This window comes from Clostridium pasteurianum DSM 525 = ATCC 6013, assembly GCF_000807255.1.
GTDB lineage: Bacteria > Bacillota > Clostridia > Clostridiales > Clostridiaceae > Clostridium_I > Clostridium_I pasteurianum.
Genome location: NZ_CP009268.1, coordinates 2,007,617 through 2,023,366, shown reverse-complemented (window position 1 = coordinate 2,023,366; position 15,750 = coordinate 2,007,617). Strand labels below are relative to the sequence as shown.

Sequence of the window (15,750 nt, the reverse complement as noted above, 5' to 3'; positions counted from 1 at the left end):
CCTAAACGGATTGCATTATCTTTAACATAGGCATCATAACAGATATTACTACTGTACCTACTATAAGAGATAATATTATTATCATAGCTGGTTCTACTGCACTTATAATCTTACTTAAAATATCCTCTATATCATCTTCATATATATCTGCTGCAAGTAACATCATATCTTCTAAATTTCCAGATTGTTCACCTAATGAAATCATTGATATAGTAAATTTTGGAAATATATCTAATTTGTTTACAGACTCTGCAATACTCTCTCCCTTTCTTATATCTGTCAATATTTTTTTTAATTCTCCTTCTGCATAAGAATTATCTACAACTCTGCTCACTATATCTATAGAATTCATTAAATCTATACCACTTTTTTGCATAATACTAAAACACCTTGTAAATCTAGAGGCTATAATTTTTTTATAAAAGCTTCCCATTAAAGGAGCTGATATTTTAATTTTATCAATATTTATTTTTATCCTTTTTAAATTGAATGATTTGTACATTAAAAAAATTATAAATATAATCATAATTAAAATAGCTGCGGTATTTTCTATAATAAATTTACTGAAATTCATCAGTATCATAGAATACATAGGCAGATCCTGCCCTAATCCTTTAAAAGTATCCCTAAACATAGGTATTATATTTATTTCCAGATAAAAAAATATAGAAATAGATGTAATCAATAATATTGCAGGATATACCATGGCAGATTTAAAGCTTCTTTTAATTTTAAATTCCTTAAGATAATATTTAGACATGCTTTTTAATATTATATCCAAGTTTCCTGACTGCTCTCCTAAATTTATCATTTCTATATAGAAATTTGGATAACTATTTTTATATTTGGATATACTATCGTAAAAACTATTTCCCTTTTCTAAATCTTTCTTAATGGATTTTATATTTTTCTTAAGTGCTTTACTATAGGATTCTTCTGAAAAAATACTTAAGGCTTCTGATATGTTAAAACCTGCTGACAGCATAGCTGACAGTTGTCTTGAAAAAACAGAGATGTCTTTAAAACTTATTTTTGAAAAATACTTTAAATATATTGAATGATTAATTTTTTTACACTTGATTAGAAAAAATCCTCTTTCTCTCAATTTATGAGATAGATCTTCTTCACTTTTATAGTAATCAATTCCCTTAAAATCTTTTCCACTATTATTAACAGCTTTAAATTTAAATAATTCCATTTTAATAATCCTCACTACTGTGTATGACATTTATATATTCACCACTAGTGGTGATTCCTTTTTTGATTAAATCTAAACAGTTTTCCTTTAAACTTTTCATTCCCTTTTTAAGGCTGTATTCTCTCACTCTCTCTGTACTCTCACCTTCATATATAAACTTTTTAATTTCGCTATTTATCTTCATTATTTCAAATACTGCAATTCTTCCCATATAGCCCGTGTTATTACATTTTGAGCAGCCTCTCCCCCTATATAGATATTGTTCTTCTTTTAAATTGCATAATTTCCTCTCCATACTATCTGGAATATATTTTTCTTTACAATGTGGGCATATTTTTCTTACCAAGCGCTGAGCAATAACTCCTATCAATGCATCTGCCAGTAAGTAATTCTGAACCCCCATATCTAAAAGTCTTACAACAGTTCCTGAGGCATCCTTCGTATGAAGGGTACTTATAACCAAATGACCTGTTATAGCTGCTCTTACTGCAACCCTAGCTGTCTCTTCATCTCGTATTTCACCTACGGATATTACATCTGGATCTTGACGTAAAAAGCTCCTGAGTCCAACAGGAAAAGTAAGTCCAGCTGTTTTATTTACATTCACTTGATTTATATTATCTATAGTAAATTCAACAGGGTCCTCAATAGTAACTATATTTTTTTCTTCTTTGTTTAACTCCTCAAGAATAGAATATACCGTAGTAGATTTCCCACTTCCCGTGGGTCCGCACAATAAAATTATTCCATTAGATCTTGAGATAAACTCCCTTACAGCATCAGCACTATCATAAGCCAATTCATCTAAAGAAATATTCTTTCTGCTTTTATATAAAACCCTTATAACAAACTTTTCTCCATATATAGTTGGAATGGAAGAAACCCTGAAGTCATACTGTATTCCATCTCTTACATAATCTATTTTTCCATCTTGAGGCAGCATTCTTGTGGTTATATCCATTTTAGCCTTTACCTTTAATGCTATATTGATACTTTTATACAAGCCTTTTTTAAGAGGTTTTGTAATTTTTTGAAGTTTTCCATCTACTCTTATTCTCACATGTACATAGTTCTTGAAAGGCTCAATATGTATATCGCTGGCATTTCTAGCTATGGATTGAGCAATAATTGAATCTATTAATCTTACAGAAGGAGAATCTTTTATTCCAGTATCATCAATATTATCTAGCTTTTTATCCTTAACTTCTTTTTCCATTTCCATTATGGTATTTTTGCTGTCTTTTATCTCATAAAATAATTTTATATAGGAAATTATCTGTTTTTTATTAGCTTTAAAGGGAATTACATTCTTTTGTGAAATGAACCTCAAGTCATTTATTGCCACTGTATCAAAGGGATCATTCATTGCTGCAAATATTTCATTTTTATTTTCCTTATAGATAAATACACAGCGTTTATAAGCTATAGATTTGTCTATGACTTTTATGGATTCTGCTGATATTTCAAAGTCATCCAGATCTATAAATTCATAAGTACTATATTGGTTTTCTATGGAATTATTATAATTATTTTCTATTGTTATCATCTCCTTAAATAAGTTATTTTCTTCTATTATTTACCTTATTTTTTATATTTAATCCTATAAATTTAAAATTTTTTAATATTTCATTTAATTATTTATAAACATTATTTCAATTTGTACACCACTTTACAATAAAATTAACTAGCGTTATCTTGAGAAGCCAAGGAATTAATTACCTTTAGAACTTCTTCTTGAATTTTGTTCTTTTGTAGCTTTTGCACGAAAGTGCGTAATATTAATTCTTTTGACATTTGGTAAGATATAGTATTTTTAGTTACCTGGGGACTCTTAAATTGGTATTTCGAAAAAGCTTTATTTATAAAAGGTAATATTACCGTAAAACTGTAGGCGATAGCCAGTAAGTTAACATATTTCTCTATAGCCTCTTGAGACCTTACCATATATTTACCAAAAGACCAGAAGAATTTATGTTGATAAAAAATAACTTCTATGTTCCATCTTATTTTGTATGTATAAAATGGAATAAGATGTGGTTTGTTTTTATCGATAGTTAAGTCATCAGTATTGTAGTTCTTAAAAACTTCCAATTCTGAAGGTTCTATAGAGCTAATATATAACCTTACAGATGAAAATTTATCAATATCTGTAGTGGTTACAGTTACAAATACTGGTTCATCAAATAAGTTTGTTATTACTTTTTTAGTTGCTATATAGTAGTTATCTACTTTTTCATAGTTAAAGTTTTTAATATTGAGTTTTTCACCTTTTTTTCTTGGGCGTCCTCTTTTACCTGTAGGTTTAGGCTGTAAATCATATAAGCACGTATCAGAACGAACTGCCCCTATTACATTAATGTTATTGAAATTCTTTGATATTTTTAAAAATGGCTTTTTAGTATACCAGCTGTCGCATAGTACAATAACTTGATAATCTATAAGTAGTGGCATAACATTTACAATCATATTACCTGCAATTTCAAGTTTACTTTTTGTTTTATCATAGAGCTTATACCCTACGGGTAGGCTAATATACTTGATTTTTCCATTAAAAAGTATAGGTATATTTATAACTAACGATACAAAACAATGCCCATTTAAGTACGAAGTACCATTATGCTGTGTATGGTCAAAAAGTTTACTATAACAATCAAATTTGTTCCCAAATTTAGGTTGAAGAGTATCATCTACAATTAAGAATATAGTAATAGATGATTTTATATCTTCTGGAATGAGAGTTAATGCTATTCTAACTGTAACTATCATTAAACTCTCTACCGAAAACTTGGTGTAGGATAAAAAGTAATAAAAGCTATTTAGAACTTTAGTCCAATATTTTTTTATAAAATTATCATATAAAAATTTTATTGAGCGAAGCTCTTGAACCGCTAGTATAGCTTCAATGAGTATAACAAATATAACAAAGCTTCGCTTCTTAAAAATTGATCTATATTCACTTAAATAAATTTTTATTGTTTGAATTAATGATTTTTGGTCAATACTAACCATAGTACCAGATACCTCCATTCTCTACTGGTTTCTTTCAAAGTTAGTATTGATATTTTAGAGGTATTTGGTACGTTGTATTTTTTGGTATTTTTTAATTACTTGTAAAGTGGTGTCAATTTGTATAAAAAAGCAGTATAACAATGCATTCATAAACATTGTTATACTGCTTTTTATCTATTCTAATATTAAAAACATTTATTAATATATAATCAATGGAGACATTTTCAAGTTTAATAAATATTTATCCTCTTTGATACAGACCTTTAACATATGAACTATAAGTACTCATAATACTGCAAGTGAGTACTTTTTCTTCAAAAAATATATTTTCAAATTGACAAACCGGCATAATTCCCATAACACTATTAGTTAAAAAAATTTCATCTGCCTCTATTAAATTTTCTTTAGTAAATTTCCCCTGAACTACAGAATAGTTTTTTAATATATATTTTCTTATAGTTCCATCTAAAAGTCCACAATCTACACTGGGAGTATAAATTTTTTTATCTCTTATAAAAAATACATTTGATATACTTCCCTCTGTAATTTCATCCTCTAAATTTAAAAAAAGTACTTCATCATATCCTTCTTCTTTACATCTTCTATGTTCCAGTATATTATCAAGATAATTTAATGATTTTAAATACGTAATAATAGAATATTTATTTCTCCTCAATTTACTTATCTTTAATTTAAATCCCCTACTATACATATCCTCAGTATAGTTATTATCTCTGCAGACAACTATATCGTTTTTTTCACTAACAGCTAATTTTAAAACTCCATCTCTGCATTTCAATTTTTCAGCAGAATTTATTATATATTCCTTTGACATTTTTTTATTTATTCCTAAAATTTTTAGTCCACTGTTTATTCTCTCCAAATGTTCCTCTAAAAATAAAATACTATTATTGGAAACCCGCATGGTTTCAAAAAGACCTTCCCCAAAGAAAAATCCATTGTCTGCATATATAATATCTTCTTTTAACCGACCATTTATAAGCATAAAATAATCTCCTTATAAAGTTAATATTTCTTATCCCTAGTTCTTAGTATTACTATTTTAAATATTAAAAATGATTATTTAAGTACATATGGACCATTATATGAATTTTTTACAATCTACTAGAAAATATTAAAATAGTAATGATTATATAAAATCTTAATTAACTTAAACATTTCATAAGTGCCCTTGCTTTATCCAATGTTTCCTCATATTCATCCTCATTTATTGACTCCCAGGTAATTCCTCCTCCTACTCCAAAATAGGCATTTTTACCTTTCATAACTATAGTTCTTATAGCTATATTCAAATCCATGTTTCCATCAAACCCCAAATATCCTATGGCACCTGTATATATATTTCGTCTTGTAGGCTCTAGTTCTTCTATAATTTCCATAGCTCTTATTTTAGGAGCCCCTGTAATAGATCCTCCTGGAAAACAAGACTTTAGACAATCTACTGACGTAAATTCTTTCTTTAATTTACCCGTTACAGTGGATACCAGATGGAATACAGTACTATATTTTTCTAATTTAAATAATTCTGTAACCTTTACCGAATCAGCTCTGCAGACTTTACTTAAATCATTTCTTTCAAGATCTACAATCATAAGCAATTCAGATTTATCCTTTTCACTTTCAATAAGCTCCTTTGCATTTTTTAAATCTTCACTACTATTTTTCCCTCTAGGTCTAGTACCTTTAATGGGCCTAGTTTCAACTAAACCATTTTCAATTTTTAAAAATCTTTCTGGAGAAGAGGAAATTATACTGAAATTTTCTACATTTAGAAAAGCTGCGAAAGGAGCTGGATTTATGTATCTTAAATGTTTATATATTTCATAGGGATTTTTATCTGTTTCACAGAAAAAATTTTGAGTTAAATTAGCTATATATATATCTCCATTTTCTATGTATTTTTTTATTTTATCTATGGAATTCAAATAATTATCTCTTGTAAAATTGGATAAAAAATCTCTGCTTTTTCCCTGTGAAATTGAATATGTAACCTTATTTCCCCATGCTATTCTATCTTTTATCTCTCTAATACTCTTTTGAGGATCCTTCATGATTCCCAAAGCTGTAATAAAAGTTTTGTTTTGTAAATTATCTATTATTACAGTATTATCGTAGAAATACAGATAGATATCAGGCATTTTGATCTCATCAAGAGCTATTTCAGGTATATTCTCTATATTTCTTCCCAGATCATAGGAAAAATACCCTATGGCTCCTGACACATAGGGAAGATCTGTAGTATTTTTTATACTATATCTGCTCATTAATTCTTTTATAACTTTAAAGGGATCTCTATCCTCCATTAATTTTTCATCTATAAAACATTTATTATTGGCATATTTAAAATTCATAAAAGAATTTATTCCTATAAGAGAATATCTTCCCAAATTATTAAAATTCATACCACTATCTAGAAAAGAAACAGTTTTATCTTCTTTAAATAATGAATATATGTCAAAAGCATCCAATTCAGTATCAACTTCTTCTATAAAAAATTTCATAACTACCTCTTATAATTTTAATTATCTCTTACTTTACATTCCTCTAAAAAATTTCCCATCATTTCATAACCCTGTTCCGTTAATTCTGCTTCAGGATGAAATTGAACACCCTCTACTAAAAAGTCCTTATGTCTAATTCCCATTATTACTCCATCTTTAGTCTGAGCTGTTATATTAAGACAATGGGGAAATTTTTCTTTACTTACAATGAGGGAATGATATCTTGTTACCTTTAATGGACTTTTTAAATTTTTAAAAAGCCCCTCTCCATTATGGTGTATTTCAGATATCTTACCATGCATTGGCCTTTTACCTTTACATATTTTAGCACCAAAAACCTTGGCAATGATCTGATGCCCAAGACATATACCTAAAATTGGTATTTTGCCACTGAACTCTTTTACTATATCTAGACATACCCCTGAATCCTCAGGTCTCTTTGGACCAGGAGATATTATTATCCCTTGAGGATTTGTTTTTATTATATCTTCTATAGTTATTTTATCATTTCTATATATCTCTATTGATTCTTCTAAATTTTCAAAATATCTTACCAAATTATAAACAAAAGAATCATAATTATCAATAACTAGAAACATTTTTATTTCCCCTTCTGCTAAAATTTTCTACTTTAAATTCTGAATTACACGATATATTCCTCTTTTATCACTTATTAAATTAACAGAATTATTTTGATTTAAATACATATATATATTGTTACTGTTGTTATCAGTATCCAAACCACAAAAATATATTTTTCCAGAGTTATCTACTGCTATGCCTCCATTTTTATCCACTATTTTAGGGAAATCATAGGTTATTCTCTTTAAAGTTTTATCTTCAATATTAAATTTATATAGAGAATTATTTTCAGCATTGGTTTCCTTTCCAATAAAATAAACTATATGATTTTTATTATCTATGACATAATCTTCAATATTATCCATAGTATTTGTAATTAGAATTGATTTGTTGTCTTTACCATCATAATAATACATATTATTTAAGTCTATATCATTTTCCATATAGAGAAAACTATTATTATCTGTTGGTGCAAAAAAAGTACAATATCCATTAAACTTATCAAATACCATTTCTCTTTTGGACTTTTGAAAATCATAACTATATATTTTACCATAATCTTTCTCATCCTTCTCCACTCCATAGTAGAGCAAATTATTTTCAGAATCCCATCTATATAGATCTCCAGATACTATAATTTTATTATCAAAGTCAATTTTCTTTCCTGTATACACATCATATACACTTAAGCCCTCAGCAGAAAAAAGAGAATCTTCTGAAAAACTCCTAAGGGCAACTCTTTTTCCATCAAGGGATAATCTTGAATCCATATATGAATATTTACCTTTTATACTATTTTTATTTTCTTTAAAAATTATACTAATATAATTTTTTGTAAGATTAGTTCCCTGAGAAATTATATTAGTATATACTTGTATACTTTTATCCTTATTGTACACAATATTTGAAATATTATCCAAATATCCAATATTTTTCACCTTTCCATCTGTTAAGCTGTATATTTTTTCTCCAGCAGTTTCCTTAGATAATACCATTATATCTGTAAATTCTATACTCTTTTGTGTATTACCATTTTTATCTTCATTGCCTTTCCTCTTTAAACTATTACATCCTGTAGACTCCACCACAAAAATTGCAATAAACAAAAACATCAGAAATTTTTTTAATACTTTCATATGAGATCAGTTTCTCCTCTAAAAGTAATTTCTGCACCGCCTATCATATATACTGCTTCATCACATATTTCTACTTCTAAGTTTCCACCAGGAACTGAAACTTTAACTTTTTTATCAGTAAACCCCAATTTGTTACATGCAACAGCTGAGGCACAACATCCTGTACCACAGGCAAGAGTGGCTCCTGCTCCTCTCTCCCAGGTTTTAACTTTTATATTTTCTCTATCTTCTACTTCACAGAAATTAACATTAGTTCCTTCTGGAAAAAGTTCCTTATACTTTTCTATAAAACTTCCTTCCTTTACATCGAAATCATTTAATTTTCCCAAAATAACCGTATGAGGTACTCCCATAAGCATTGAATTCAATTTATAAGTTTTATTATTTATATTTACATCATAATTTATAATTTCTTTATCTACATTTGCAGGAATATCCTTTGATATAAAACTTGGAGATCCCATATTTATCTTTATTCCCTTGGCTTTACCATTCTCATCTATAATTTCAGCTATTTTTATACCATCGCCAGTTTTTATACTTATTTTTTGTTTTTTCATAACTCCTTCATCATATACATATTTTGCAAAACATCTTATTCCATTTCCGCACATAGCAGCATAGGATCCATCTGAATTGATTATAACCATCTCCACATCAGCTACATCACTATTTCTGATTAAAAGTATGCCATCTGCTCCTATGCCAAAATGTCTATCACAAATTATTTTTGCAATATCACTTTCTCTATTTAAAAATTTATTATCTCCATCCTCCAAGACAACAAAATCATTTCCAGTACCCTGCATTTTTACAAAATTCATAGTATCACTCTCCAGACTTTATTTTACCCAGTACACACAAAATAGACAGCAAACAAAATTTCACTTAGTTTACCAGCCTATTATTTGAATATGTTCAGTATTAATGCTATACTAAAACAGTTAAGATTAATTAAATTAATTCTAAACTAATAATTAATTTTCATTTCCATAAAATAATAATAATAAATTTTATGCTTTATGTATACAATTTTTAATAATTTTTATATAAAAATATTTACTGGGAAGGAATGATTTTAATGGCACTAGACGGAATATATATATATAGTATTTTATGCGAACTAAAAAATAAATTCATTGGCAGCAGAATAAGCAAAATAAATCAGCCTGAAAAAGATGAATTAAATTTTCTCATAAGGGGAATTGATAATAAAAATTATAGACTTTTGATAAGTGCTAGTTCCAGTTATCCTAAGATACATATTACAGATAATAGTAAAAAAAATCCTCTTACCCCACCTATGTTCTGTATGGTACTTAGAAAATATCTTCTAAATTCAAAAATAGTTGATATAAGACAGATTGAAACAGATAGAATAATAATTTTTGATTTTCAAAGTGTTGATGATCTAGGTTTTAACAGCATATATTCATTGATTATCGAGATAATGGGAAGACATAGTAATGTAACGCTAGTAAGAGCAAGGGATAATATTGTTATGGATAGCATAAAACATATTACTCCTGAAATAAACAGATTTAGATCTCTCTATCCTGGAATAGAATATGTATATCCTCCAAAAAGCGAAAGATTAAATCCTTTTAATTTTTCAAGAGAGGATTTTTTAAACTATTTATCAGACAGATATTTACCTATTGATGAAAAAATGTGTTCTAAAGTATTTATAGGTGTAAGCAAATCTCTTTCTAAGGAAATTATGTTTAGATTACAGCAAAATGTTGAAGAAGGCAATATTAATCCTGATACTGCTTATGGGCACATAGATAAACTTTTTACTAGTATAAAAAATTGTAATTTCTCCTACAATATTTATTCTGAAAATGGTATTATAAAAGATTTTTCATGCATAGATTTAACTAGTTTAGATCACATGAATAAAGTAAAATATAATTCCTCTTCAGAATTATTGGAAAACTTTTATTTTGAAAAAGATAAAGCTGATAGGCTTAATAACCACAGTATAGACCTTCAAAGAATTGTCAATACAAATTTAGACAGATGTTTAAAAAAAGATGAAATACTAAATAAGAAATTAATTGAGTGCCAAAGTAAGGATAAATATAGGTTATATGGAGAATTGCTTACTGCTAACATATATGTAATAAAAAAAGGCGATAAAAATGTAACTTTACAAAATTACTATAGTGATGATCTAAAAGATATAACTATACAATTAAATGAAAATAAAACTCCTTCGGAAAATATCCAGGCTTATTTTAAAAAATATAATAAACTTAAAACCACAGAAAAGATGGCAAAAATTCAACTTGAAGCAAATTCCAAGGAGATAGATTATCTTCAATCTGTATTTACCAATATAAAAAACTGTGAGGACTATAGTGAAATTGAGGAAATTAAAAAGGAATTAATTGATACTGGATATATAAAATTCAATAAGAAAAACAATAAAAAATCCACAAAAGTTTCAAAACCTTATCATTTTATATCCAGTGATGGAATAGATATCTACGTAGGTAAAAATAACTTTCAAAATGATTATCTTACGCTGAAATTTGCAGATAAAAAAGATATTTGGATGCATACGAAAAATATACCGGGATCTCACGTAATTATTAAAAATCGTGCTGAATCTCTGCCTGATAAAACTCTAGAAGAAGCTGCAGGTCTAGCTGCCTACTATAGTAAAGCAAAACATTCAAATAATGTAGCTGTAGACTATACAGAGGTAAAAAATGTAAAAAAGCCCTCTGGAGCTAAACCTGGCATGGTCATATATTTAACCAATAGAACTGTCAATATTATGCCTAAAAAGCTTACACCAGTTAAATAGTCCTTGGGGAAAAGTGCAAAACACTTTCCCCATTTGATATTTGTTCTTTGAACTTTACACTTTGATGTTTGTTTCGTCTTTTCCCACATTTACGAATTTCCATTTTAATAACATCCGCATATTGATGCTATAACTCATATATTCCCACAGAATCATTATCATCCAGTTCTGAAACTCTTACAGCTATAACTTCGCTATTTGAAGTTGGGACATTCTTTCCTACATAATCTGCCCTTATAGGTAGTTCTCTATGTCCTCTGTCTATTAATGCCGCAAGTTGAATCATTTTGGGTCTTCCACAATCTATAATTGCATCTATGGCCGCTCTGGCACTTCTACCTGTATGAAGCACATCGTCTACCAATATAACTTTCTTGTTTTTTATATCTATCTCTAACTCTTCTGTATTAACTATATTCTCATTATCATTACTGTCTTTAAGATCATCCCTATATAAAGCTATATCTACACTGGCTACAGGTATAGTATTACCTTCTATACTTTCTATAATTTTTGCTATTCTCTCCGCTAAAGGTACTCCTCTTCTCTTTATCCCTATTAAAACCATATCCTCAGTTCCTTTATTTTTTTCAATAATCTCATGAGAAATTCTAGTTAGAGTTCTCTTAATAGATTTTTCATCTAATAATACAGCTTTAAGTTTCATAATATATTACTCTCCCTTTTAGATTTAGATAAAGCTTTCTAAATATATTTTATAATCAAATATAACTATTAAAATAAATAATACAAAACAAAGCAAAATTGTTTGTTTTGTATTATTTATTTACATTTAATATAATAAATTAACATGAAAAAACCTTAACCCCAAAAAGGTTAAGGAAAATTATCAATGAAATATAAAATGACAATAATAGCCTTATGACCTCTCGGGTACATTTAAAGGATTTATTAAATCAACTATAATAAAAACATGATATCATAGAATATTTTCTATTTCAATTCATTTCTTAAAATATCTATAATTCTAGTAAAATAATGAGGTTCTGGACTTTCAAATTCCATATAAGTTCTCTTAGACGGATGTATAAATCCTAACTTTTTTGCATGAAGCATTTGTCCTCTTAAATTAAACCTCTGCTTTTTATATCCATAGAGTGGATCTCCTACAAGAGGGTGACCAATATGTGCCATATGCACTCTAATTTGATGAGTTCTTCCAGTTTCTAATCTACATTCAATCAAAGTATTATTTTTAAATCTCTCCATTACATTGTAATGAGTAACCGCATTTCTTCCATCTTTTATCACGCTTATTTTGATTCTTTCCACAGGATGTCTTCCAAGAGGTACATCTACTTTACCTTCATCTACCTTTATTATTCCTTCAACCAGTGCTAGATAAACTCTAGTCATTGTGTGCTCTTTCAATTGTTCTGCTAAAAATTTATGAGCTTTGTCATTTTTAGCTACAACTAATATTCCAGAAGTATCTTTATCGATTCTATGTACTATTCCAGGTCTATTAACCCCATTTATTCCCGATAAATCCTTGCAATGATACAATAGTGCATTTACTAAAGTACCAGTATAATTTCCTGGTGCTGGATGAACCACCATCCCCTGTGGTTTATCTATAACTATTACATCACCGTCTTCATATAATATATGAATTTTTATATCTTCTGCTTCTACATTTAACTCTTTATTTTCGGGTATATTAACATAAACCTCATCATTAAGCTTTAACTTATAATTGCTTTTTTTCAATTTATCATCATTTATTTTAACATTGCCATTTTCGATTATCCCTTGTATATAACTTCTAGATTTATCTTCGAACTTATCCTTTAAAAACACGTCCAATCTCTTAATATCTTTTAAATCCTCTACCCTAAACTTAAAATATTCCATTACTATCATCCTTTATAAGACATATTGCCAGCAATATAGTCCCTAAAACTACAGACATATCAGCTACATTAAAAGTTGGAAAGCTATATATATCCTTATAATGAAAATATATAAAATCAACTACATATTTATTAAACATTCTGTCATACATATTTCCAACAGCTCCGCCAATTATAAAACTAAGGCTTACTCTCATAAGCATATTTTTAGGCCTATATTTAAATATAAAATATATCATTCCTACAATTATAACTATGCTCACTATTAATAAAAAATTAGTTTTTCCCTGGAATATTCCCCAGGCGGCCCCCCTGTTCTCTAGGTAAGATAAACTGAATATATCTTTAATAATAACTACATCATTACCTTCTCTTAAAGTTTTTATTGCCCAAATTTTACTCAATCTATCAATTAAATTTACTATTATAATAATAATTATTTCCATATAAAATTCACCTTATCCTTTTTTAATAAGGAATATACAATACACTTATTATTTTTTTATTATTTAAACTAGGCGGGAATACTCCCGCCAAAGCTTTATCTTATTAATCTGGCAATTGGTTCTCATACTGTTCGTTACTTATTTTTTCTATAGGCTCTACATAACCCTCTTCATCTTCATAATCATAAAACTCTACTATATTTTCCATCTTATTGAATACTTCTACACTTTGGTAGCTGTCTTCAGCATCAAATTCTGAACTGTGTATATGATGATGATGTCCCTTATTAAAAGGATGTCCTATTACACTTTCTTCTATAGGTCTATCATGTATTTCCCTCTGTTTTAAACTACTAATTTTCTTTTCACATTCAATACAATTTTCTGCATAGGGAATAACTTGAAGCCTTTTCATATCTATATCTTTGCCACAGTATTTACATTTACCATAGCTTCCATCTTCAATTCTTGTAAATGCATCATCTATTCTTCTAATTATAGACTCTTCATTCACTTTAAAAGCCATACCTTTTTCTATATCGTTAATTTCAGTAGCTATATCCGATGGATGATTATCATAATAAGATAATTCAGAAGAAATTTCACTTTTAGAATCAATAGTTTCATTCTTGATCATAAGTCTTAAAAGATCGTTAGCTCTTTTCTTTTCATTAATAAGCTTTTCTTTAAAATATTGAAGTTCTTCCATTTGCATAATAATCACTCCCTGTATTAAGAGATCTAAAAATGAACAACCAGACAAGTATGTCATAATTATTTTGCCAAATGAAAAATTTTTTATTACATTATTTTTATCATATTTTTAAGTATATATGTAGAATTTTTAACTGCTATAGGAGTAAATTTCTGAAAATCCATATGAGCTCCATTATTCGCATTGTCAGATATGGATCTTATAACCACAAAAGGAACTTTATTCAAATAACAAACCTGCGCTATACTTCCACCTTCCATTTCACAAGCAATTGCATCAAATTCCTCATTTAACCATTTTATTTTTTCTATATCTGCTACAAATTGATCTCCTGTAGCTATTCTTCCTGTAAAGAAATTCTTTTCAAAACTCTTGCAAGCTCCTTTAGCTAATTCTACTAATTTATTATCACATTTAAAATCATAGGTATCAAGTCTAGGTATTTGACCTATTTTATCTCCAAAGGCAGAAGTATCCATATCATATTGAATTAAATTTTCTGCAATTACTATATCTCCAGGGAAAATATCTTTACCTATACCACCAGCTATACCTACATTTATTACAGCATTTACATTAAAATCATCAATTAATATCTGACTGCATACAGCTGCATTGACTTTACCTATGCCGCATCTTACTATTACCACATCTTTTCCATAGAGACTGCCGAAATTAAACACCATAGATGCTTTAACTTCTTTTCTCTTAAGTTCTATTTCTTTTAAAAGTAGTTCTATTTCTTCATCCATTGCTCCAATTATTCCAATTATCATAAAAATCCTCCTAAATTCTACAACAAAAAATCCCACTTTACAGGTGAGATTAAATTTTTATTCTTTTACAAAAAAACTTTTTATTTCATTTAAATCATCATTAAAATTTTCTTCTTTATCATCCAAAGCCTTTAATTCAGTGGACAAAGATTTATCCTCGTAATTTTCTATTTCTTTTTCCTTAATCTCTTTTTCATTTATTATATTATAATTTTTTTCAAAATCCATTTCCAAATCGTTGAACATATCCAGCTGAGTATTCATAAAATTTCTATACTTTGCCCTAAATTTTATAAACTCCTGTTTAATAGTTTCATAATCATCACTTATCTTTATAACTTCACTGTTAGCTTTATCTATTATTCTCTGTGAAGTGTCATTTGCATTTTTTATAATTAATTCCGCTTCTTTTTTAGCAGATTGTTTAGCCTGCTCTGCAGCATTTTGTGCCAATATAAGAGTATTTTGAATAGTTTCTTCTATTTTCAAATAGTGATCAATTTTTTCATTTAAAATAGATACTTTTTCTTTTAAAGCAGAATTTTCCTTATATATTTCTTCATAATTATCTCCTATTTTATCCAGGAACTCATCTACTTCATCTTGATCATATCCTCTTAATACTTTTTTAAATTCTTTATTATTTATATCCATTGAAGTTAATCTCATAACTATTA

General features: G+C 27.9%; 15 protein-coding genes. 1 reads left to right on the top strand and 14 read right to left on the bottom strand.

Going from position 1 to position 15,750, the window contains the following annotated elements; all coding sequences use genetic code 11:
- Window position 1: 1 nt before the first annotated feature.
- The 8 genes from CLPA_RS09135 to dapF form a co-directional block, all read right to left on the bottom strand.
- Entirely contained in the window at window positions 2-1,198 is a 1,197-nt protein-coding gene (locus tag CLPA_RS09135; RefSeq protein ID WP_003444121.1) for a type II secretion system F family protein, read from the bottom strand.
- A 1-nt stretch (window position 1,199) separates the two neighbouring features.
- Window positions 1,200-2,744: a GspE/PulE family protein gene (locus CLPA_RS09130; RefSeq protein ID WP_003444119.1), complete on the bottom strand. Its 1,545-nt coding sequence runs from the start codon at window positions 2,742-2,744 to the stop codon at window positions 1,200-1,202.
- 134 nt (window positions 2,745-2,878) lie between these two features.
- The gene (locus CLPA_RS09125; RefSeq protein ID WP_003444117.1) at window positions 2,879-4,207 is read right to left on the bottom strand and encodes an IS701 family transposase; all 1,329 of its coding nucleotides are present in this window, start codon (window positions 4,205-4,207) and stop codon (window positions 2,879-2,881) included.
- Window positions 4,208-4,448: 241 nt separating this feature from the next.
- Window positions 4,449-5,213 carry an aminotransferase class IV gene (locus CLPA_RS09120; RefSeq protein ID WP_003444114.1) on the bottom strand — a complete coding sequence of 255 codons (765 nt, stop codon included), beginning with the start codon at window positions 5,211-5,213 and terminating at the stop codon, window positions 4,449-4,451.
- 160 nt (window positions 5,214-5,373) lie between these two features.
- On the bottom strand, window positions 5,374-6,729 hold the full coding sequence (gene pabB / locus CLPA_RS09115) for an aminodeoxychorismate synthase component I (protein ID WP_003444112.1): 1,356 nt from the start codon (window positions 6,727-6,729) through the stop codon (window positions 5,374-5,376).
- A gap of 17 nt (window positions 6,730-6,746) precedes the next feature.
- On the bottom strand, window positions 6,747-7,328 hold the full coding sequence (locus CLPA_RS09110; RefSeq protein ID WP_003444110.1) for an anthranilate synthase component II: 582 nt from the start codon (window positions 7,326-7,328) through the stop codon (window positions 6,747-6,749).
- A gap of 27 nt (window positions 7,329-7,355) precedes the next feature.
- A complete protein-coding gene (locus CLPA_RS09105; protein WP_003444108.1) occupies window positions 7,356-8,447 on the bottom strand; it encodes a DPP IV N-terminal domain-containing protein in 1,092 nt (363 codons plus the stop codon).
- Window positions 8,444-9,271: a diaminopimelate epimerase gene (gene dapF / locus CLPA_RS09100; protein ID WP_003444105.1), complete on the bottom strand. Its 828-nt coding sequence runs from the start codon at window positions 9,269-9,271 to the stop codon at window positions 8,444-8,446. Before dapF ends, CLPA_RS09105 begins: the two co-directional genes overlap by 4 nt.
- A gap of 257 nt (window positions 9,272-9,528) precedes the next feature.
- On the opposite strand from dapF, the gene CLPA_RS09095 reads away from it, so the two are divergent.
- On the top strand, window positions 9,529-11,262 hold the full coding sequence (locus CLPA_RS09095; RefSeq protein WP_003444103.1) for an Rqc2 family fibronectin-binding protein: 1,734 nt from the start codon (window positions 9,529-9,531) through the stop codon (window positions 11,260-11,262).
- Window positions 11,263-11,389: 127 nt separating this feature from the next.
- Here the strand turns inward: CLPA_RS09095 and pyrR are convergent, their stop codons facing one another.
- From pyrR to CLPA_RS09065, 6 genes are all read right to left on the bottom strand, one after another.
- Window positions 11,390-11,929, bottom strand: a complete 540-nt coding sequence (pyrR, locus tag CLPA_RS09090; protein WP_003444101.1) for a bifunctional pyr operon transcriptional regulator/uracil phosphoribosyltransferase PyrR — start codon at window positions 11,927-11,929, stop codon at window positions 11,390-11,392.
- Between the two features lie 287 nt (window positions 11,930-12,216).
- Window positions 12,217-13,137 carry an RluA family pseudouridine synthase gene (locus CLPA_RS09085; protein ID WP_003444098.1) on the bottom strand — a complete coding sequence of 307 codons (921 nt, stop codon included), beginning with the start codon at window positions 13,135-13,137 and terminating at the stop codon, window positions 12,217-12,219.
- Window positions 13,124-13,582 (bottom strand): signal peptidase II, encoded by a 459-nt coding sequence (gene lspA, locus CLPA_RS09080; protein ID WP_003444095.1) that lies wholly within the window; start codon window positions 13,580-13,582, stop codon window positions 13,124-13,126. Before lspA ends, CLPA_RS09085 begins: the two co-directional genes overlap by 14 nt.
- A 103-nt stretch (window positions 13,583-13,685) precedes the next feature.
- Entirely contained in the window at window positions 13,686-14,297 is a 612-nt protein-coding gene (locus CLPA_RS09075) for a TraR/DksA C4-type zinc finger protein (protein ID WP_003444092.1), read from the bottom strand.
- An 86-nt stretch (window positions 14,298-14,383) separates the two neighbouring features.
- Window positions 14,384-15,073 (bottom strand): 5'-methylthioadenosine/adenosylhomocysteine nucleosidase, encoded by a 690-nt coding sequence (locus CLPA_RS09070; protein WP_003444089.1) that lies wholly within the window; start codon window positions 15,071-15,073, stop codon window positions 14,384-14,386.
- A gap of 57 nt (window positions 15,074-15,130) precedes the next feature.
- Complete coding sequence (locus tag CLPA_RS09065) at window positions 15,131-15,742, bottom strand: DivIVA domain-containing protein (RefSeq protein WP_003444088.1); 612 nt, start codon at window positions 15,740-15,742, stop codon at window positions 15,131-15,133.
- Between the last annotated feature and the right edge of the window lie 8 nt (window positions 15,743-15,750).